We start from the raw sequence: 19,482 nt of genomic DNA, 5'->3' as shown, positions 1-19,482 counted from the left end.
TTTATTGACTAGTAAGTTTCCGAGTTCTTTCTGCTACAATTTCGGGATCAACTTCCAGCCTTGCAACTCCAGTTTCCATCGCCGCCTTGGCCACACTTGCTGCGACGATTGGCGCAACACGTGGATCAAATGGTGCAGGAATGACATAGTCATCGTGCAGCTCCGCTTCAGAAATCAGCGAGGCAATAGCTTCTGCAGCTGCTACTTTCATTTTTTCATTAATTTTAGTTGCCCTTACATCTAGTGCACCACGGAATATTCCTGGGAATGCGAGGACATTATTCACTTGGTTTGGATAATCCGAACGCCCTGTACCAATTACCTTTACACCAGCTTCTTTTGCATCTGCTGGTGTGATTTCTGGATTCGGATTTGCCATTGCAAAAATAATCGCGTCATCATTCATCTTGGCAACCATTTCCTTCGTTAGTGCACCACCGACAGATACGCCGATAAATACATCTGCACCTGCTACAATAGCATCCAATTTTCCTTCGAGCTTATCCCGATTCGTAATCTTTGCTACTTCTTCCTTCACAGCGTTCATTCGGTACGTTCTTCCTTCAAAAATAGCGCCACGAGAGTCACACATAATGATGTCCCTAACACCAAAGCTATGTAAAAGTTTTATGATTGCAATACCTGCTGCTCCGGCCCCGTTTGCGACTACTTTTATTTCGGAAAATAACTTCCCAACTAGCTTTAATGCATTAATTAATCCTGCAACTGTAACAATTGCCGTACCATGCTGATCATCATGAAACACAGGAATATTCGTTTCATTCTTTAATCTTTCCTCTATGATAAAGCAATTCGGTGCAGCAATATCTTCTAAATTGATCCCACCAAAAGTAGGCTCCATTAATTTCACGGTCCGCACAATTTCATCCACATCATTCGTTGCTAAACAAATCGGAAAAGAATCCACCCCAGCGAACGTTTTAAATAGAACAGACTTCCCTTCCATTACAGGTAACGCAGCTTCTGGACCAATATTTCCTAATCCTAATACGGCGGTACCGTCACTTACCACTGCAACCATGTTACCCTTCATCGTGTAATCATATACCAAATCCCGCCGTTCATATATTTCTATACACGGTTCTGCAACACCTGGTGAATAGGCTAAACTTAAATCTTTTGTATTACGAACAGGAACCTTAGACTGAACTGCCAGCTTCCCTTGATTTCCCTTGTGCAACTGTAAGGCTTCATCTCTTAAGTTTACCATTTTGTTACTATTCGCTCCCTTGAGCTGTAGATTTTTTAAGGCATTATTAACAGCTTAGCTATGTGTTTGACAGATTTTATATTATCGATTGTACCATTTTTTTAGTATTAAACAATAATGAAGTAGACCTAGTACTAGTACTATCGAGCAATAATTATAGCGTTTATCTGTCTTATTATTAAATATACACTTTTGGCTTTTGGTTTCGCGATTTCAATATAATAGCAACAAACCGGACGAATTATATGCACAATTAATAGGTGGTCAGACCACCTATAACTTCTCTATTATATCAGATGCGTCAAGTCTGTAAAGTATCGATCTTTTTTCTACTTTTGCAAGACGACATCTGCTTTTCCAAAATAGTTTCTTAGACTATCCAGCGCGTCCCGTGTTGGATTAATATAGTAGTCCTCTGCAAGCTGGTAGGTTTGCTTTGTTTCCTCCTGGTAAATAATAATCGCAACACTTCCAGGAAATTGGTGTGCCACCTTTTTAATTATTGCCAAAGATTCCTCCGTGTTTGCACTTTTCATCTTTATAAACAACCGCTGACTCGATTGCTCTAACAATTCCTCGGCAGCAAAAGGCTTGATTTCATCAAGTATCCATTGGACCCGATTATTTCTCGATTCGATTTTCCCTTTAATCGTAATGAGTGATTCCTCCTCGAGAAATTTTCTCGTTTCACGGTGTAAATCTGGAAAAACGACAGCATCCATCTCGCTCGTTTCATCCCCTACCGTAATAAATGCCATGGACTCACCGCGCTTCGTACGAATGGGCTTTATTTGTTGAATAATCGCTGTAGCCTTGATATTTTTTTTACCTACTAAGGTTTCGGCATCTGTGAGCGTGACAAAACCACTTGCTCGCAAACGTGACCGATATTCCTTTAATGGATGACTTGAAATATACATCCCGAGAAATTCCTTTTCATCTGCTAGCTTTTTAAAGATACTGAAATCCTCTATTTCCACATAATTCACTTCAAGTTCGATTTGATTTTTAAATAAACTTGGCTGATCTGAGAATTCCCGAAAAAGCTCGCCTTGTTCCATCGCTTGATCAAGCGAAGCTAAAAGACCTGCACGATTGGCATATGTTTCGTCAAATGCACCAGCAATAATCAGATTTTCGATTGTTTGCCGGTTTACTAGTTTAAAATCAATTCGCAAGCAAAAATCAAATAGATTCTTAAATTTACCCTGCTTCCGCACGTGGATAATTTCCTTGATTGTTTGACTGCTGACCCCTTTTATGGAGGCTAAACCCATACGTACTTGTTGACGCTCTACAGTGTATTTTCCGTAACTGTGATTGATGGATGGCGGCAAAAGCGCTAGTTCCTGCTCCTTCATCTCCTTGAAGTACATACTTAGTTTATCCTGTTGATTCCGTGCTGTACTTAATAACTCTGCAAAGAAGTTTGCTGGATAATTTGCTTTTAAATAACTTAATTGATAGGAAATTTTACTATACGCGGCAGCATGGCTTCGTGGAAACCCATAATTCGCGAATTTTACAATCCAGCTAAAAATTTCCTCTGCAACATGAAGCGTATAACCATTTTGCAGACAGCCATTGACAAAAGCTTCCTTCTGTTCTGCCATTACGTCCTGCTTCTTTTTACTTACGGCACGTCGTAATATATCCGCTTCTCCTAAAGTAAAACCTGCAATACGATTGGCAATTTGCATAATTTGCTCCTGATAAACCAATACTCCATAAGTCTTTTCCAAAATCGGTGCAAGATCTGGGTGTGGATATATTACTTGTTCTTTTCGATGCTTTCTTGCAATATAAGTTGGGATAAAATCCATTGGACCTGGACGATAGAGCGCGTTAACCGCAACAATATCTTCATATGATGTCGGCCTCAAAGTCTTTAGCACCCCTTTCATCCCTTGCGATTCAAGCTGAAAGACTCCATTTGTTTGCCCTTTGCGCAACAGTGCATATGTCGCTTCATCATCTAATGGAATCGAGTGTAGCGTAAGACTTTTATTCGCTGTGTGTTGGATTGATTTGATTATTTTCTCAAGCAACGTTAAATTACGCAGGCCTAAAAAATCAATTTTCAATAACCCGAGTGATTCCAAATCAGTCATCGTGTATTGGGTTAAACGCGTTTCGTTTGATCCAATCGTCAGCGGCACATGCTCACTTAATGGGTTCTCACTAATAACAACCCCTGCCGCATGTGTCGAAATATGCCGAGGAATTCCCTCTAGTTTAATCGCGACGGTAAATAATACTTTTAGCTTTGGTGATGCTTTAATAAATTCGCGAAGATCAGCAGAATCTTTAATGATTTCAGTTAGTTTTTTATCAGTCTGTGAAGGAAGCTCATTCAAAATAAAGCGCGCTTCCTGATCATCGACTTCTATCGTTTTTATCAGCTCGCGGATTAATGACCTTGTCGCAAACGTACCGAAAGTAATAATTTGTGCGACATGTTCCACTCCGTATTTCTCTCGAACATAATCAATCACCATATCCCGCTTTTCATCGGCAAAATCAATATCAATATCTGGCATCGTTTGTCGTTCAGGATTCAAGAATCGTTCAAATAATAATTGGTAATGAATCGGATCGATATCGGTTATTCCTAGTACATAAGCAACAAGTGATCCCGCTGACGAACCACGACCAGGACCGACTAAAATTTGATTTTCTTTTGCATAGTGAATAAAATCAGCAACAATTAAGAAATAATCACTAAAATTCATCGATTTGATAATACCTAGCTCATACGCTAATCGTTCGGAGACTTCAGCTGTTACTGTTTCGTATTTTTTTCCGACCATTTCGTTGCAAAGCTGTTCTAAGTAATCATTGGCGGTTAAACCATCTGGGACAGGAAATGAGGGTAATAGACGTTGGTCAAAATCAAATGTTACTTGACAGCGAGAAGTTATTTTTTCTGTTTCCAGAAGCACTTCTTGCCATAAATCACCGAAGCTTGCTTCCATCTCGTCTGTCGATCGTAAATGTTTTTGCCTGTTGCGCGGATCTGATACTTGCATCGCCCAGCGGTTTCCATGCTTCATTGCCTGGAGACAATCATATGCGATCGCATCTTTTTCATCTAAATAGCGAACATCATTAATCGCAACGACAGAGATTTCAAACTGCTCATAAAATGCTTTAAGTGAACGTATCAGCTCTATATCTCCATTGGCTTGAACACCTAAATAAAAGTCTCCATTCGAGGTTGCCTCCTGCCACCTGCCCACATATGCCGCTGCTTGCTCGAAAGGATGGTCAAGCAACAACCCTTCCAATGTCTGATTGGCGGCAACAGGTAAAATACATATTAAATGATCTGTATAAGTGTGCAAATCTAAGAAATCAATTGCATGAAGCTGTCCCAATTGCAAGTCTGTACTAAGTTTGACAAGTGCCTCATACCCCTGATTATTTTTCGCAAGGAGAACTATTTCATTCTCCTCATCACCAATCATCACCTTCGTTACCATGCCGATAATCGGCTTAATTCCGGCCTTCATACATGCTTTATAAAAAGGAATCGTACCATAAAGTACATTCTCATCTGTCAGTGCAATCGCATTAAACTGCAGTTCTTTCGCACGGTTCACTAATTTTTCAATTGTAATCGTACTATCCATCAGGCTATAGCCACTTCTAACTCGTAAATGTGTATATGACATTATATCCCGCCTTTTCTCTACTAAATAAGAGACTATAAAAAAAAATCTCCTATATTAATTCTCGTGATAAGAGAGGCCACGTCCAGCTCCAGCGCCCAACGACTAGCGAGACTTCCCTCACCTTCGTACATAAATCAACATTGATTCGCTAACGCTCTTCGTGTTTCCTTTATCTCCTACAGTTCAGTCCAGTCCGTACGTCGCTAAACGGGCGCTTGCGCTTTTGTTATTTCCATTATAGCAATAAAGATAGAACATGCATACGGTAGTTTACTAATTTAATTTCATATCTTGTCCTAGCAAATCATACAATGTGGAGAATAGATACTGAGGAGTGTGCATTGCGATGGAGGAACGTTTCTTCGCTTCATTTATTCATTGTTTTTTTATTGCCTTTGGCGTAATCATTGGTGGATCGATCATTGGAAGTATTGGTGATTTCATTACAGGAAATGCACCACTGACGGCAATTGGCCGCATTGCTAACAGACTAAGGATTTGGGCAATCGTTGCGGCAATCGGAGGTACTTTTGATGCCATTGCCAATTTTGAAAAGGGTGTTTTTGAGGGAACGACAATGGACTTATTGAAACAGGTATTACTGATATTATCAGCAATGGGTGGCGTGAAAACAGCAATCCTATTAATCGAATGGCTGATCCAAGGGGAAGTTGAATAATGCATATTCCTCCATATCATAAAAAGCCTTCATGGCAACGATTCCTCGTCGGTGCCGCGATTGGAGGAGTCCTATCCTATTGTCTATTAATGTATATGTTTGGTTACCAATACGAGCAACTGATTGCTGAGAATTATGAGTTGCAAGCACAGGTGACTAAAATAAAGGCCCAAAATGAAGCATTACTAAAAGATAAAGAAGATTTAAGTGAAAAGTCTACTCAATCATTAACCGTTCAAGCCATTGAAGTAGAGATTTCGAATGGGGCCGAGTTGAAATTAGATCGGCTAATTACGTTTCAGCTAGAGGAAATGATAAAAGCTGCTATTCATTCGATTATCGGTGAGCCAATTTACGTTATCGATAGCAGTGAAGAACTGCTCGTATCTACCATTGAAAATAAAGGGTTCACGGTCGACGACTTCACGTATTATTTCGAGATTACGAAATTAACAATTTCACAAACAGTAAAAATAACAGTGAAAACTAAATTATCAGATTGATAAAAAGCTGATTTCACAATAATAAAATCAGCTTTTTCGGTTGAGACTACTGTATGCTGCAGAAATTTAGCTAAATCTTTAGTTCTCCTTACACAGTGCCTCTAAATCTGCAATGATATTGTCCACGTCATTCCATGATGCAGCTTGTGCACCTGATGCTAGCGGGTGGCCCCCACCGTTGTACTTCGCTGCTAATTGGTTGATAACTGGTCCTTTTGAGCGAATGCTTACGCGGATTGAATCGTCTTCTTCCGTGAAAAATGCCCATGCCTTAATCCCTTCGACATCGCCAAGTACATTAATAATTTTCCCAGGATCTCTCGGTGTGACATTAAATTTCTCTAGTATTTCTTTCGGCAGCTTAATTGTCGACGATCCCGCTGGAGTGAGCTTGAAGTTTTGTAAAATATAACCCTTCAGCCTTGAGAGTGAATCTTTTTCCATATATAAGTTTTTATAGAGTTCCGTGCGGTCAAAATTATATGTAACGAGTTCTGCTGCATATTGGAAGGTTTTCTTCGTTGTACTCGGGAACATGAATCGTCCTGTGTCACCAACAATCCCACCATAAAGTAAGCGTGCAGCCTCATCGCTCATCTTCAGTCCTTGATCCTTTCCGTATTCATATAATTCATAAATCATTTCACTTGCAGAACTTGAATTGGTATTTTCCCAGCGAACGTCGCCATATTCGTCCACAACAGGATGATGATCAATTTTGATTAACTTCTTGCCTAATTGATATCTTTCATCGTCAATTCGTGGTGAATTGGCAGTATCACAGACGATGACAAGTGCTTGTTCATAGCTTTCATCCGCAATAACATCCATTTTCGCCAAAAATTCAAGTGAAGCCTCTTGCTCGCCAACAGCGTATACCGATTTATTAGGGAATGATGCTTTAATAATTTCCTTCAGTCCCACCTGTGATCCTAGTGCATCAGGATCTGGTCTAACATGGCGATGAATAATAATCGTATCGTATTGTTTTAGATTTTCAATAATTTCAGCTTTTGACATGGTTATAACTCCTGACCATTTAGTAGATTCAGTAATGCTCGCAAATTCAGTCGGAAAACGGTACAATAAGAATAGTAAGACTTAACTGAATTTAGGAGAGATTACATGATTATTTTTCCAATTATTATTATTATTTCCCTTGTGCTATATGTATATTATAAGGTTGCAATCGTAAAGAGTAAAGATGGACTGATTCAAAGCTACTTTAATGCAAAATCTCGTATCTGTCTTGGAAGCTTCATTTTCTTCTACGGGGTAAATCAATACATATACTATTTGTCTCGTTTTTCCTTAATCATTGGTATCATCTTCATATTCTTTGGCGGATTACAATTATACCGAGGGTTCAGAGAGGTAAAACATTATCGGAGCGAGTGGAAACGATTGAATCCGGCGGAGTAAATTAGAAAAGCCTTAGAAACGATACATAGAAAAAGCTGGCTATTGATAAAGATACCAGCTTTTTCTATGTCAATTATCGGTTCATCAATTGTGCCATAATGAGGCCTTTACCGACGATTTTCTGTTTTATCAATACATCAACTTCGATTTTTGCATAAACACGACCAACGTCAAGGATTTTCGGTTTAATCGTTAGGATACTTTCGATTTGTACCGGCTTATTAAAGTAGATTGTTATATTCTCGATTACAAGGTCAGCCTTTTTCGTCTTCATCAGTAACCGACTACTCGCAGTGGAAATGATGGAAGTGAAGACACCGTACGATAATGTACCCAGTGGATTCGTCATTTGTGGCGTTACTTCCGTTTGATACGTATCCTCTTCTCCACTCACTTCTTCCAAACTTGTGGAAATAAGGTCGTCAATCGTTTGCCCGACCTGTGGTTGGCGCTGCATTTGCTGCAATGCTTTTAGAACATCCTGTCTAGAAACAAGTCCTTGGAGCTTTGAATCTTGATCGACAATCGGAATAACTTCGATTCCTTCCCAAATCATCGTATGTGAAACAGATGCAAGGGATGTTTTCGCTGTAACGACTAGTGGCTTCTTTGTCATTACTTTCGTCACAGGCGTTTGATCATCCCTGCCAACAATATCCCGTGCTGATACAATCCCGACGACACGAAACTTTTCATCGACAACAGGGAAACGACTATGCTCCGACTTCTTATTTAACATATTCCACTGAAAAATGGTATCACTTGAATTCAAATAGTAGGTATCGTCCAATGTTGTTGCAATGTCGCCAACGAATACGATATCTTTTTTAATTAACTGATCATAGATAGCTCGGTTAATCATTGACGCAACAGTAAAACTATCATAGCTTGTCGAAATAACTGGCAATTCCTTCTCATCTGCAAGCTGTTTCACCTCTGCACTTGTATCAAATCCACCTGTAATTAGTACAGCAGCACCTGCCTTTAATGCAGCTTCATGTGCATTAACCCTATTTCCGACAATTAATAATGAATTCGCCTCTGTATAACGCATCATCGCCTTGATTTCCATCGCACCGATGACAAATTTCGTTAATGTTTTATGGAGTCCAGATTTCCCACCCAATACCTGTCCATCAATAATATTGACGACTTCCGCATAGGTCAGATGCTCGAAATTCTCCCGTTTCTTTCGTTCAATCCGAATCGTACCGACACGATCAATCGAACTAACAAGCCCTTGATTTTCCGCTTCTTTGATTGCCCGGTATGCCGTCCCATCACTGACATTCAAATCTTTGGCAATTTGTCGTACCGAAATTTTATGCCCAACTTCTAATGACCAGATATGTTGGATTATTTGCTCATGTTTTGTTGCCATCCATTCCCACCAGCCTTCAACTGTACTACTTAATTATCTTGTCCATAATTATACAGTTGAAAACGATTAAACTCAATATTTATTGCGTTGACGTCTTCTTAATTCCTCCTGTTCCATAACTGGTGGTCTTGTCATTTGTAAAAGTGTTGCTAAATTCGCACCTACAACAAGAACTAAGAAGAACAGCCATATTCCCCAAAAGACGAAACCTAATGTTGACGTTGCATTCGGAATGAAAGGCCAAGCGAAATATAGGAAAAATGCTGCGAGTAGCAGCCGCAGAATTGCATAGTGTCTCATCAGACGCGCCCCTTTCGTTTTGTAATAGTTTATGAATGCCAGTATGGAATAAGAACATTGCTTGTGAAATCTAGTACTATATTTAGAAATGGTACTTGTATTGAGAAGTATCAAGTATACAAAGCAATATAATAATACTAATGCTTAACTAAGCCTGCTGATGACAGTCTTAATTGCATTTATGCAGTAAGAAAGAGATTTTACACTTATCCATTAAAAATAGAAGACGCTAAAAATTAGGATTTTAGCATCTTCTCAACGATTAATATATTAGTAAGCTCGTTCAATTAATTTTGGATTATCAACCGTGTAAATAATTGGTTCCTGTTTTTTCAAGTCAGAATAAGTGTTAATAATATCTGGGTTATAGATGACTTGGATGCGTGAATCCCTCTTTTTTTGTTCACTAACACCTTCATAATAGTCACCATATATTTCCTGAGACCCTTGGAATCTCCGTTCTTTCGCACGACCCCGAATAGCATTCAATACGATACGCCTTGCTGAAATTCCACCCTCAATACGAATATTCGAACCAACACCAAACATTTCAAAAATATCATTTGAATAGAAATATCCTCTTATATTACTCGGCTCATCCTCATAGAGACTGTTATTACTTATCTTTACTTGGCCGTCTGCAAAGACAATTAATGAGCCTTTTTCTCTATTATTTTTATTTAAACCATTGATTCTTGAGTATTGTATTTCCACATCTCCATTTACATAAATTAATGCGTTTAATTCTGCATCAGCACCGATTATTTTTAGGTCACCATCAACATAGATGGGTCCCTGGATTTGAATTTTATCATAGTAATCGGGGTTATTACGATAGCTTTTAGTACTAATGCCTGGATTGCCGATTGTTAAATTTCCACCGACATACATGCCGTTGGTTACCGTAGTTTTTGCAAACTGCCTGCTCGTATTTCTAATAGATAAATTAGTATCTGTTGCAAATTGTTTAAAAGTATTATTACCCTCAAATTGATGTGCTCGGATATTATCACATATCCAATTCTTGTAACCAAACCAGTTATAATTCCATTCGCAATTCTTATTGTCAGCAAATACTTTAGATTCTTTATATGAGTCACCTTCATTAATAACAGACTGAGATATGACTTTATCAGCTTCCGATTCTCCATATTTATACAATTTCTCTTGATCCTCAATCACTATCTTATCTCGAACCGGTTCCCTTTTAACAATTTCTGGTGGTACAGTAAATGCATCTTCGAGATTACTAATCCTCTTGTAATTAGCATTATCAAAACCATCATTATTTTTAATAAGACTATTATTTCTTTTAATATGACTATTATATGATGGTACCGTATTAAATTTATAAATCTTATCACCTAATACCAGTTTAGCTTTAAACCCTGTTTGATTACCATGTGCAGATTTGGGGAGTATGCTGGGAAGAACCGAACCAATCCATTCATCTTTACCAAGTAAGGCATACCCATATTCAGTCGTTATTAAGCTTCCATCTACCTTCATATCCCCTTCAATTTGCACTCCACCATGAAGAAATAAATTACCTTCTCCGTCTAAACAATTGTTATTTCCTCTTCCTTTATTTGGTTCACAAGCAATATGCGAACCAATTGCATAGTTCAATGCATCTGGTTCTGCCCTGGCGCCAATTTCTACAATATTTACGATTTCTTTGTTTGTACCATCTGCGCTACCAGTACTTCTAAAAGTGACACTTTTTCGTACTTCATTTGCTTCGCCTGTTTCCATATCTAAAAGAGTGTTCACATATTCTATGATACAGGAATCATAAACTCCGGTCTCATTATTTTCCGAACGAACGCCTCTTTCATTGTTGCACTTATAGGAATCGAGTATAGATTCTAGTTTATTAATGAACTCCTGACGTGGCAGGCCATATGTACCTAAAGCAGTCTGCAGCTTCGCATTAATCTCACCTGTGATATGTGCCAAGCCTTTTTCCGACAGTTCAGTAGCCTGTGAATAATCTTCACGATGATCATTTTTATTAATCCCATTCATCGTAATGGTTATTAGTGAAGTTGTGATTACAATAAAAACTAGGCTAATTAACACCGTTAGAAACAAAGTATATCCTTGTTCACTTGCAAAATGGCGTTTCATTTATTAGTTCCCCCCATTTTTTGCCACACAGTTTAGAATCTAAAAAATGCTATTGCTCTGTGCTAATATCATCAATTAACTGAATAACGCTTTTTGTTTCTATCTGCTGTCCACTGTCATCTTTACTAAGTACGAGGGTAATTTCAATAGGATTATCACTCAAATTAGGGTCGCCTAGATTTGATTCATCTGTCACTAGCTCCGAGATTTTTGTACCGTTCATAAGCGCTGTACTATCATCGGTCAGCATAATTTCCTTATCGTTGATAATTGCTTTGCCATTGATAAATCCCGTTCTGCTCGTGCTTGCAGCTTCTTTATTAGTTATTTCTAAATAATAATTGGATGTGCCTGCTTCTGGAAATTGTGGTCTTACTTCACTTACTTTCAAGGAATACAATTCATTTAGCATTGATGCCATAATCAAATCGGCTTGATCACGAAGTTCTGCCTCTGCTTCTACTCGGTTTTGGGTCTTATAGCCAGTTAGAAGAATCGATATACCAATTAAACCAATGATTGCCGATATTGTTACTGCTGCCAGCAGCTCAATTAGTGTTATCCCATCTTCATTTTGCTTAATTTTATTCAACATAGGTTATATATCCTTCCACTTTGTGATTTGCCTTGCCTTTGAGTTCTACCGTTACTATGACATCAATTAATTTCAACTTTGTCTCATCGCTATTCTGACTTACAGTAAGTGAAATATGATACGTATTATCATTAATTAAAACTTCGTATAAGGATTCGCAGTTGTTCTTCTCGCAATTTGCTGCCGTGTATGTCTTTCCTACCTCCGTTAAAGCACTATTAGCACTCGAATTATCAAAATAAGCTGAAGGATTATGCTTCACTCTTTCCATCGTTGCTTGTCCTAGATTAATGGCTACTAATCGGTCATTATTGGAAACTGCCGCTTCATTTGTAAAAATAAATAAATTAAATACACCAACTAAAATAATAGAGAGGATCGTAAGTGACGCCAGAACTTCAACTAATGTAAAACCCGTTTCGTCCGTTAACGATTTCTGTACTTTTGACCTCACAACAATCACTCCCTATCTGCTACATTCCTATTTAATTGCTAACCTCTTTTCTTACTCAGCTATCGACGATTGTCCATTTGCACCTGTTTCATCATAATAAAATGTCGTTACATCTATAGTGGAAACAATCGATTCATCCACATCTTCCCCAAGCATCAATTCGCTTTCTGCTGGTTTCTCAAATTCGATTCGATTAACCATCATGATTCTTTCTTGCTTTTCAATTTCTTGAATGAATTGTTGATAGTGTTCATAATCTGGTGATGCAACGTTCATACTAGCTGTTATGAGACGTAGGTTTTCCGGCTTTTCTATCATTTCTATTACTGGTGGTGTTTCTACTTCAACTGCATCTGCTTTAGGTTCTGCATCAGCTACTGCAGATGCTTCATCACTTGTATCTTCTTCAGCGGTTTCAGCACTTTCAGTATCGGCAGTTCCTTCTTCCTCCACAGTACGTTCTGGTAATGTACCATCATAAGAAAATGTAATATCATAAATTCTGCTTCCACTTAATAATTCGATTTCCCCTATTGTCATAAGAAAATTTTCCAGCTCTGGTGTACTTGGCATAAATTTAGCTAATTTCATTATTTCTATATCCTTATTCAGTGAAGCTACATTGTCCGCATTATTCAATTGTGCATGATAGGTTGCGATATCTGACTCTAATTGTGTCTTTTGATTTTCTTGTTTCTGAAGTTCCTTAGTCATAGGCTGATAAAAGAGAAAATACGCAACAATTATTAGTATAAAAAGTAATCCGAGCAGCAAGAGGAAAGATTTTTTATTTTCCTGAAATAAGTTATTCATCAGTATCTTCCTCCTTTACCAACTCACTCTTATTAACTTCTAGCGAATAATAAGCATGATAGCGCGGTATAATGTTGTATTGATCTTTTATTTCATCGTCCGCTTCACCTGTTTCATGCTCAAAAGTTTCAACCTGATTAATGACTACATTTTCCATATAGGCTGAATTAGTCAAAGCTTCAACATAGTCTGCCGAATCGGTTATCGTTTCAAATTGCGTTTCAATCTGAACAGTCTCAAAGTCATAATTTAAATCGCTTAAATAGCTATTTTCTGGTAACAGCACCATAAATTCTTCGATTAATTTTGAAGTAGGAACAACATATTGCTCCGCATATGTAATCGCACCTTCTAACGTACTGGAATCACTTGTATTTAAAGCATTTACCCGAGCTTCAAGCAATGTTTTTTCTTCTGTTAATTGGGATACATTTGCTTCTGCTTCTGTAAGTTCAGCATTTGTTGTTACGTAAAAATAGATGAGTGAACCACCAAGTAGCAGACAGATAATTAATCCAATAAAAAATAAAATAAAAGGAACATTATTATATCGCTCGTACTTCGGTAAGAGATTAACTTCTGGCTTCATCCGCTAATTCTCCCCCTTCTAACGCAAGCCCTAATGCCGGTATATAGAAGCTACTAATTTCCTTAGCTTTTGTTTCATGATTTTGTAGCAAGTTGATTGGCAAGTCGATCTGGCTTTTCATTTTCTGATAAAAATCCTGTTTGTAAGGATGGTCACCTATAATAACGATATCAGTAACGCTTTCCTCACCTTTATGTAATGAAAAACGATAAAAATTCATAATCCTCTCAAGCTCTAAAATCTGATCATCCACGATTCCTTTAATTACAGATTCCTCATCCTCGAATTGCCAGCTAATAGAATCATCTGTTTGACCACTTGATTGCCATCCTTTTAATATCAAATCCAAATCCTGGAAACGCAAAAATTCTAGCTGATGATTACGAAAAATATTTAGATGAATCGATGTTAAATTTAATTCAACAAATAAATAAGCTTTTCCAATATTAACTTCCTGCATATGTTGGAAATAACGATAAACCCCAAATGCTTTGAGATCAGCAACAATAGGCTTCAGTGATACATCGACGAATATCTCTGTATATTTCTTCATTACTTCCTCAGAAGCTGCAAATAACGTACCTTGACTGATTTCATTTAGTCCTTCAATTCCGTCTCTAGAGGGCGTTGATGTTTCATAAGGTAAATAATGAATATCCAAAATAGGCTTTTTAAATGGCAGATGAATGCTCTTCCCTATTTCCAAACCAAAATATTCCTTTATTTCCTTTTTATTTTTTAAATGTGCTGGAAACTCAACCTGTCGCATAATAACGAGAGAGTCAGGAACATAAAAACGAACAAGGCGATTTTTCAAGCCAAGTTCCTTCACCAAATCTCTCATATAATTATAAAACTGAATTTCATCGGCAACTTTCCCGTGAACGATAATACCTGCTGGAAGTGGCTTTTCATAAACCATTTTAATTGAAGAAATATTATGACCAGACGTTTCCACGATCCGCAGCACATAATCTTCAATTACGATATTGATTACTTTTTTAGATTTTCTTAGTGAAAACATGATGTGAAATCACCTTTCTGTGACTAGGGTTGATTAATAGTTTTAAAGAATAGTAGCAATTCTTTTCACCAGCCCACCATGAGGTTGATGGGATCGTGGAAGGAATTGGCATTTAGTATAAGTTATATAATAATTATATTACTTCTTATTTGTTCATTAATATCTACAATACTTCTCAACCGTTATATGGTCGAAAAGTATTGTAGATAGAGGCATTATCATTTACAGGCTGTTTCTCTTCCTTCAAGTAGTTCTGCTTCTGTTGCAGCAGTAAGTTCACATTCAGTATTATTAGTTGAGCTTGAGAGGGTAACACTATAATTTCCACCAATACTTGATACAGTGGCCGTAGTGTATACACCCTTAGTCCACGGATCTACTAAAGTATCAAGTGTCTCAAGTCCACCCGCTCCACCTGTTCCTGGATATACATTAAAATCCGCTCCAATTTCAGTACCACTAGCTTCGGCCAATTTGGCTGCTGATACTATTTGTTGTGCATTCGCCACGTGCGCATCCTGCCTAGAATTCTCCATAACATTCCCAATCGCCACAAACGCAATTGCCCCAACAATTGCCAAAATAACAACTACTGCAAGTAATTCAACCAAAGTCAATCCTCGTTCATCTTTTTTCAATCTTTGCAGAAACTTTTTCATCGTTAAATCCTCCTATTGTTTAATATGTAATAAATCAAATAACCAAATATAAGTCCTCTATGCCCCTTGCTCCCCATCACCTCCCTAAAATCTTTGCTTTGATTAATTACATCTCCCCATAAATCGAAAACATCGGTACCATAATCGCAATAACGATAAAACCAACAACCCCAGCGAGAATAATAATCATCAACGGCTCAATTAATGATTTCAATGTATCAACAGTCCGGTCGACGTCTTCCTCGTAAAAATCAGCGACTTTTGCAAGCATGAAGTCGAGCTGCCCTGTTTGTTCGCCAATTGCAATCATTTGTGCAACGAGTGGGGGAAATACCCAGCTTTTTTCTATCGGCTCAGAAAGCGGACGTCCTTGTTCGAGACTATCTTTTGATGCAAGGACTACTCTACCAATGACAGGATTACCAACGACCTTTTCGACAATTGTCAGTGCTTGTAAAATCGGCACGGAGCTTGCGAATAGCGAAGATAATGTTCGTGTCATTCGGGCGATAGCTGATTTTTGTAGCAGCTTCCCGAACACTGGCATTTTAAATAAAGCAATATGTACCGAGTAATGAAAAACTTTGTTGTTTCGATAGAAATACAGAAAGACAGCGATTGCTACACCTACAACTAACAAGCCAAACATCCAGGAATTCCGAATAAAATTACTCATACTCACAACAAGCTGGGTTATTGCCGGCAATTGACTCCCCATATCCTCAAACATCGTCGTGAATTGCGGGACGATTGTAAGCATTAGGAAAATCACAACCGCAACAACGACAACAGATAGAATCACTGGATATGCCATCGTTGATTGTATTTTCTTTTTTAAGGAGTTCTGTTTCTCAAAATAGCTTGCCAGTCTGTCCAACGTGTCATCAATATTCCCTGTCAATTCCCCTGCACGAACCATGTTGACGAACAATGGCGGGAAGACTTTCGGAAACTTTCCGACCGAATCAGAGAAGGTGTGTCCTTCTTTAATCTCGGACTCTACTTGAAAGAGTGTCTTTTTTAACCCTTTGCTTTCGGTTTGGGCCGCTAATATATTTGTTGCCTGGACAATCGAAATTCCTGCGCGAATCAAGGTAGCGAACTGGCGGCAGTAGATTACAAAGTCCTCTGATTTTACTGTGTTTCCACCAATCGCAATATCTCGATTGAAGATCGTTGCCTTCGTTTCCGTAACTTCACGGGGACTAATGCTTTTCTCCTGAAGCTCAGCGATTGCCTGGCTCCTTGATACACTTTCAATTGTCCCGCGCTTCATCGTTCCTTTTGTTGTTCTTCCTACATACTTATAAACTGGCATTAATATTCACCTGTATTTGATAGATAGGCACTTGCTACGTCAAATGATAGAATTCCACTGGCAAGCAATTCCTTTACTGACATTTCCAGTGTATGCATCCCTGCTGCACGACTCGTTTGCAAAATGTTTGTAATCTGATCAACCTTCTCATTGCGAATTAAATTGGCAACCGATGACAAATTGATTAATATCTCTGTCGCAGCAATTCTTCCACTTCCATCTGCCCTTCGCAGTAGTCGCTGGGAAATAATCCCCTCAAGGACCGATGCAAGCTGAATCCGAATTTGTGGCTGCTGGAATGCTGGAAACACATCGATAATCCGGTCAATTGTTTGTGCTGCACTGCTCGTGTGTAACGTTGCTAAAACGAGATGCCCCGTTTCCGCTGCAGTAATTGCGGTAGAAATCGTTTCATAATCACGCATTTCCCCGACTAAAATAATATCTGGATCCTGACGAAGCGCCGCACGTAGCCCGTTTGCGAAGCTCCCAGTATCCATCCCAACCTCGCGTTGATTGACGATTGACCTTTGGTGATGGTGCTCATATTCAATCGGATCCTCGAGTGTAATGACATGCTTTGCACTGTTCTGATTAATATATTCAATCATCGCGGCTAACGTAGTTGATTTACCAGAACCTGTTGGACCAGTAACTAGAATCAGGCCTTGGGGCTTCTTCGCTAAATCTTTTAAAATTTGTGGCATCCCTAATTGCTCAATACTCGGGATTTGGCTCGGAATCACGCGAGCTACGATGCCAATCTTTTGTCGCTGGTGGTATGTATTGATACGAAAGCGTGATACATTTTCAATCACATAAGAGAAATCGAGCTCGCCAATTTCGATGAATCGATTCCAGTCAGACTCCTTAATGATTGCCTTGGCCATTTTCTCAGTATCCTCGGCAGATAGTATAGCTTCCCCTTGTGAGATTAGCTCACCATTTATTCGAAAAACGGGCCTGGACCCGACCGTAATATGTAAATCAGATGCACCTTTTTCATATGCCTGTTCCAATAATCCCTCGATTGTCTCGTACATGAGTTACACCTCCTACTCTTGGGTCACGCGGAGGACTTCTTCAGTCGTCGTTAATCCTTGTGCCACCTTCAATAATCCATCATCAATGAGAAACGGCATTCGCTTTCGGTTCACATAATCGCGAATATCAGCCATACTTGCTGCATTCATAACGAGTCGATTAATCTCATCGTCAATTGGCAAGATCTCATGAATCGCAAGCCGCCCGCGATATCCTGTCCCATTACAGCTTGGACAGCCTTTTCCACGTTTTATTGTATCCACTTCAATTCCAGCTCGCTGGAAAAGCTCCTGCTCTCTTTCGGTTGGTAAAACATCTTCCCTGCAATCTCTACAAACGCAGCGAACAAGCCGCTGTCCGACAACACCTGCAAGGGATGACGAAATGAGAAATGGTTCAATTCCCATGTCGATTAATCTCGTTAACGCAGCGATTGCACTGTTCGTATGTAATGTACTTAATACTAAATGTCCTGTTAGTGATGCTCGAATCGCGATTTGCGCCGTTTCGAAATCACGGATTTCGCCAATCATGATGACGTCTGGATCCTGACGTAAAATCGAACGTAGTCCACTCGCAAATGTCATGCCGATTTCTTCCTTAACTTGAACTTGGTTAATCCCTCGCAGACGATATTCAACTGGATCCTCGATCGTAATAATATTGACTTCCTCTGAGTTCAAATGGTTCAATGCTGCATAAAGAGTAGAAGATTTTCCTGATCCAGTTGGTCCAGTAATTAATACAATTCCATTTGGCTTTTCAATCATTTTCGTAAATTTAGCCAAGTTAGCTGGAGTTAATCCTAATTTATCAAGTTGATCCATTGAGTTTCCTAAATCAAGTATCCGCATTACAATTTTTTCACCATAAACAGACGGTAGCGATGATATACGAATATCGATTTGTCGATTATTAATATCTGCTTTTATCCGGCCATCCTGTGGAATTCGATTTTCAGTAATATTCAAATTCCCCATAATCTTAATCCGAGCAATTAGTACATTTTGCATATATTTCGGCAACGCTCGTTCTGTTTTTAGAACACCATCCACACGATATCGAACGGTTAGTTCCACTTCTTGTGGATCGAGGTGGATATCACTCGCCCGCTGTGCAACTGCATTTGTTATTATCTGATTAACAAGCTTTACAATTGGCGAATCTTCATCGGTAATCCCAGTTTCATCCATGCTTTCCTCTGGCGAATAATCATCCATTACCTCATCAATTGATTCCTGCAAATCATAATATTTCGTCACCATACGATAAAGGGCGTCCTTAGTCGCTATCCCAGGCATGATCTGGTAGCCTGTTGCCATGCGCAGCTCTTCCATCGCGAAGTAGTCCATTGGATCTGCCATTGCTACAAATAATTTATTGCCATCGACACGAATTGGTAACAGCAAGTGACGCTTTGCTAACTCTTTTGGTACGAGCTGAATGGTCTCTTGTTCGACCGGGTATTGTGCCACATTAATGTGTGGAATGCCCAACTGGAATTCGAGCACTTCAATTAGCTGCTGTTCTGTTATGTAACCTTCTCTTAGTAGTGCATCTCCTAATTTCTCGTCCGCACCTTTATTTGCTAACGTCTCTGACAATTGGTCTTCTGTAATTAATCCTGACTCAACAAGTAAATCTCCTAATCGCTTCCGCACCATTA

At 38.8% G+C, this 19,482-nt stretch carries 18 protein-coding genes; 3 read left to right on the top strand and 15 right to left on the bottom strand.

The window, feature by feature from the left end; translation table 11 throughout:
• Position 1: 1 nt before the first annotated feature.
• Together ystJ and dnaE are read right to left on the bottom strand one after the other, a co-directional pair.
• A complete protein-coding gene (ystJ, locus tag CWR45_RS01530) occupies positions 2-1,231 on the bottom strand; it encodes an NADP-dependent malic enzyme (protein WP_115748037.1) in 1,230 nt (409 codons plus the stop codon).
• A gap of 329 nt (positions 1,232-1,560) precedes the next feature.
• Positions 1,561-4,905 (bottom strand): DNA polymerase III subunit alpha, encoded by a 3,345-nt coding sequence (gene dnaE, locus CWR45_RS01525; protein WP_115748036.1) that lies wholly within the window; start codon positions 4,903-4,905, stop codon positions 1,561-1,563.
• Positions 4,906-5,251: 346 nt separating this feature from the next.
• Between dnaE and ytrH the strand changes: the two genes are divergently transcribed.
• Together ytrH and ytrI are read left to right on the top strand one after the other, a co-directional pair.
• Entirely contained in the window at positions 5,252-5,584 is a 333-nt protein-coding gene (gene ytrH / locus CWR45_RS01520; protein ID WP_115748035.1) for a sporulation membrane protein YtrH, read from the top strand.
• The gene (gene ytrI, locus CWR45_RS01515) at positions 5,584-6,087 is read left to right on the top strand and encodes a sporulation membrane protein YtrI (protein WP_115748034.1); all 504 of its coding nucleotides are present in this window, start codon (positions 5,584-5,586) and stop codon (positions 6,085-6,087) included. The genes ytrH and ytrI overlap by 1 nt, the downstream gene beginning before the upstream one ends.
• 78 nt (positions 6,088-6,165) lie before the next feature.
• Here the strand turns inward: ytrI and CWR45_RS01510 are convergent, their stop codons facing one another.
• Positions 6,166-7,107, bottom strand: a complete 942-nt coding sequence (locus CWR45_RS01510) for a DHH family phosphoesterase (protein ID WP_115748033.1) — start codon at positions 7,105-7,107, stop codon at positions 6,166-6,168.
• Positions 7,108-7,212: 105 nt separating this feature from the next.
• Here CWR45_RS01510 and CWR45_RS01505 point away from each other — a divergent pair, with 105 nt between their 5' ends.
• On the top strand, positions 7,213-7,509 hold the full coding sequence (locus CWR45_RS01505; RefSeq protein ID WP_115748032.1) for a YtpI family protein: 297 nt from the start codon (positions 7,213-7,215) through the stop codon (positions 7,507-7,509).
• 73 nt (positions 7,510-7,582) lie between these two features.
• Here CWR45_RS01505 and CWR45_RS01500 read toward each other — a convergent pair whose 3' ends face one another.
• From CWR45_RS01500 to CWR45_RS01445, 12 genes are all read right to left on the bottom strand, one after another.
• Entirely contained in the window at positions 7,583-8,890 is a 1,308-nt protein-coding gene (locus CWR45_RS01500) for a DRTGG domain-containing protein (protein WP_115748031.1), read from the bottom strand.
• 72 nt (positions 8,891-8,962) lie between these two features.
• A complete protein-coding gene (locus tag CWR45_RS01495) occupies positions 8,963-9,190 on the bottom strand; it encodes a hypothetical protein (RefSeq protein ID WP_115748030.1) in 228 nt (75 codons plus the stop codon).
• Between the two features lie 270 nt (positions 9,191-9,460).
• A complete protein-coding gene (locus CWR45_RS01490; protein WP_115748029.1) occupies positions 9,461-11,320 on the bottom strand; it encodes a hypothetical protein in 1,860 nt (619 codons plus the stop codon).
• Positions 11,321-11,369: 49 nt separating this feature from the next.
• A complete protein-coding gene (locus CWR45_RS01485; protein ID WP_115748028.1) occupies positions 11,370-11,915 on the bottom strand; it encodes a prepilin-type N-terminal cleavage/methylation domain-containing protein in 546 nt (181 codons plus the stop codon).
• A complete protein-coding gene (locus tag CWR45_RS01480) occupies positions 11,905-12,369 on the bottom strand; it encodes a type IV pilus modification PilV family protein (RefSeq protein WP_170138763.1) in 465 nt (154 codons plus the stop codon). Before CWR45_RS01480 ends, CWR45_RS01485 begins: the two co-directional genes overlap by 11 nt.
• A 51-nt stretch (positions 12,370-12,420) precedes the next feature.
• Positions 12,421-13,182 carry a hypothetical protein gene (locus CWR45_RS01475; protein ID WP_115748026.1) on the bottom strand — a complete coding sequence of 254 codons (762 nt, stop codon included), beginning with the start codon at positions 13,180-13,182 and terminating at the stop codon, positions 12,421-12,423.
• Positions 13,175-13,771, bottom strand: a complete 597-nt coding sequence (locus CWR45_RS01470; RefSeq protein WP_115748025.1) for a PilN domain-containing protein — start codon at positions 13,769-13,771, stop codon at positions 13,175-13,177. The genes CWR45_RS01475 and CWR45_RS01470 overlap by 8 nt, the downstream gene beginning before the upstream one ends.
• Entirely contained in the window at positions 13,755-14,795 is a 1,041-nt protein-coding gene (pilM, locus tag CWR45_RS01465; RefSeq protein ID WP_115748024.1) for a type IV pilus biogenesis protein PilM, read from the bottom strand. The genes CWR45_RS01470 and pilM overlap by 17 nt, the downstream gene beginning before the upstream one ends.
• 218 nt (positions 14,796-15,013) lie before the next feature.
• Entirely contained in the window at positions 15,014-15,454 is a 441-nt protein-coding gene (locus CWR45_RS01460) for a type II secretion system protein (RefSeq protein ID WP_115748023.1), read from the bottom strand.
• Between the two features lie 106 nt (positions 15,455-15,560).
• Entirely contained in the window at positions 15,561-16,772 is a 1,212-nt protein-coding gene (locus CWR45_RS01455) for a type II secretion system F family protein (protein WP_115748022.1), read from the bottom strand.
• On the bottom strand, positions 16,772-17,815 hold the full coding sequence (locus CWR45_RS01450; RefSeq protein WP_115748021.1) for a type IV pilus twitching motility protein PilT: 1,044 nt from the start codon (positions 17,813-17,815) through the stop codon (positions 16,772-16,774). The genes CWR45_RS01455 and CWR45_RS01450 overlap by 1 nt, the downstream gene beginning before the upstream one ends.
• Before the next feature lie 12 nt (positions 17,816-17,827).
• Positions 17,828-19,480 carry a GspE/PulE family protein gene (locus CWR45_RS01445; RefSeq protein WP_115748020.1) on the bottom strand — a complete coding sequence of 551 codons (1,653 nt, stop codon included), beginning with the start codon at positions 19,478-19,480 and terminating at the stop codon, positions 17,828-17,830.
• Positions 19,481-19,482: the final 2 nt, after the last annotated feature.

The sequence above is a fragment of the Oceanobacillus chungangensis genome, from assembly GCF_003369565.1.
In the GTDB taxonomy this organism is placed as follows: Bacteria; Bacillota; Bacilli; order Bacillales; family Amphibacillaceae; genus Oceanobacillus; species Oceanobacillus chungangensis.
Note: the sequence above shows the minus strand (reverse complement) of the source record. Positions and strands in the feature narration are given on the sequence as shown.

Excerpts from the sequence above, each read along its gene's own strand:
- CWR45_RS01490 (WP_115748029.1), bottom strand. The coding sequence starts at position 11,320 with ATGAAACGCCATTTTGCAAGTGAACAAGGATATACTTTGTTTCTAACG.
- CWR45_RS01510 (WP_115748033.1), bottom strand. The coding sequence starts at position 7,107 with ATGTCAAAAGCTGAAATTATTGAAAATCTAAAACAATACGATACGATT.
- dnaE (WP_115748036.1), bottom strand. The coding sequence starts at position 4,905 with ATGTCATATACACATTTACGAGTTAGAAGTGGCTATAGCCTGATGGAT.
- CWR45_RS01445 (WP_115748020.1), bottom strand. The coding sequence starts at position 19,480 with ATGGTGCGGAAGCGATTAGGAGATTTACTTGTTGAGTCAGGATTAATT.
- CWR45_RS01470 (WP_115748025.1), bottom strand. The coding sequence starts at position 13,771 with ATGAAGCCAGAAGTTAATCTCTTACCGAAGTACGAGCGATATAATAAT.
- CWR45_RS01460 (WP_115748023.1), bottom strand. The coding sequence starts at position 15,454 with ATGAAAAAGTTTCTGCAAAGATTGAAAAAAGATGAACGAGGATTGACT.
- CWR45_RS01455 (WP_115748022.1), bottom strand. The coding sequence starts at position 16,772 with ATGCCAGTTTATAAGTATGTAGGAAGAACAACAAAAGGAACGATGAAG.
- ytrI (WP_115748034.1), top strand. The coding sequence starts at position 5,584 with ATGCATATTCCTCCATATCATAAAAAGCCTTCATGGCAACGATTCCTC.
- CWR45_RS01485 (WP_115748028.1), bottom strand. The coding sequence starts at position 11,915 with ATGTTGAATAAAATTAAGCAAAATGAAGATGGGATAACACTAATTGAG.
- ystJ (WP_115748037.1), bottom strand. The coding sequence starts at position 1,231 with ATGGTAAACTTAAGAGATGAAGCCTTACAGTTGCACAAGGGAAATCAA.
- CWR45_RS01475 (WP_115748026.1), bottom strand. The coding sequence starts at position 13,182 with ATGAATAACTTATTTCAGGAAAATAAAAAATCTTTCCTCTTGCTGCTC.
- CWR45_RS01500 (WP_115748031.1), bottom strand. The coding sequence starts at position 8,890 with ATGGCAACAAAACATGAGCAAATAATCCAACATATCTGGTCATTAGAA.
- CWR45_RS01495 (WP_115748030.1), bottom strand. The coding sequence starts at position 9,190 with ATGAGACACTATGCAATTCTGCGGCTGCTACTCGCAGCATTTTTCCTA.
- pilM (WP_115748024.1), bottom strand. The coding sequence starts at position 14,795 with ATGTTTTCACTAAGAAAATCTAAAAAAGTAATCAATATCGTAATTGAA.
- CWR45_RS01450 (WP_115748021.1), bottom strand. The coding sequence starts at position 17,815 with ATGTACGAGACAATCGAGGGATTATTGGAACAGGCATATGAAAAAGGT.
- CWR45_RS01505 (WP_115748032.1), top strand. The coding sequence starts at position 7,213 with ATGATTATTTTTCCAATTATTATTATTATTTCCCTTGTGCTATATGTA.
- ytrH (WP_115748035.1), top strand. The coding sequence starts at position 5,252 with ATGGAGGAACGTTTCTTCGCTTCATTTATTCATTGTTTTTTTATTGCC.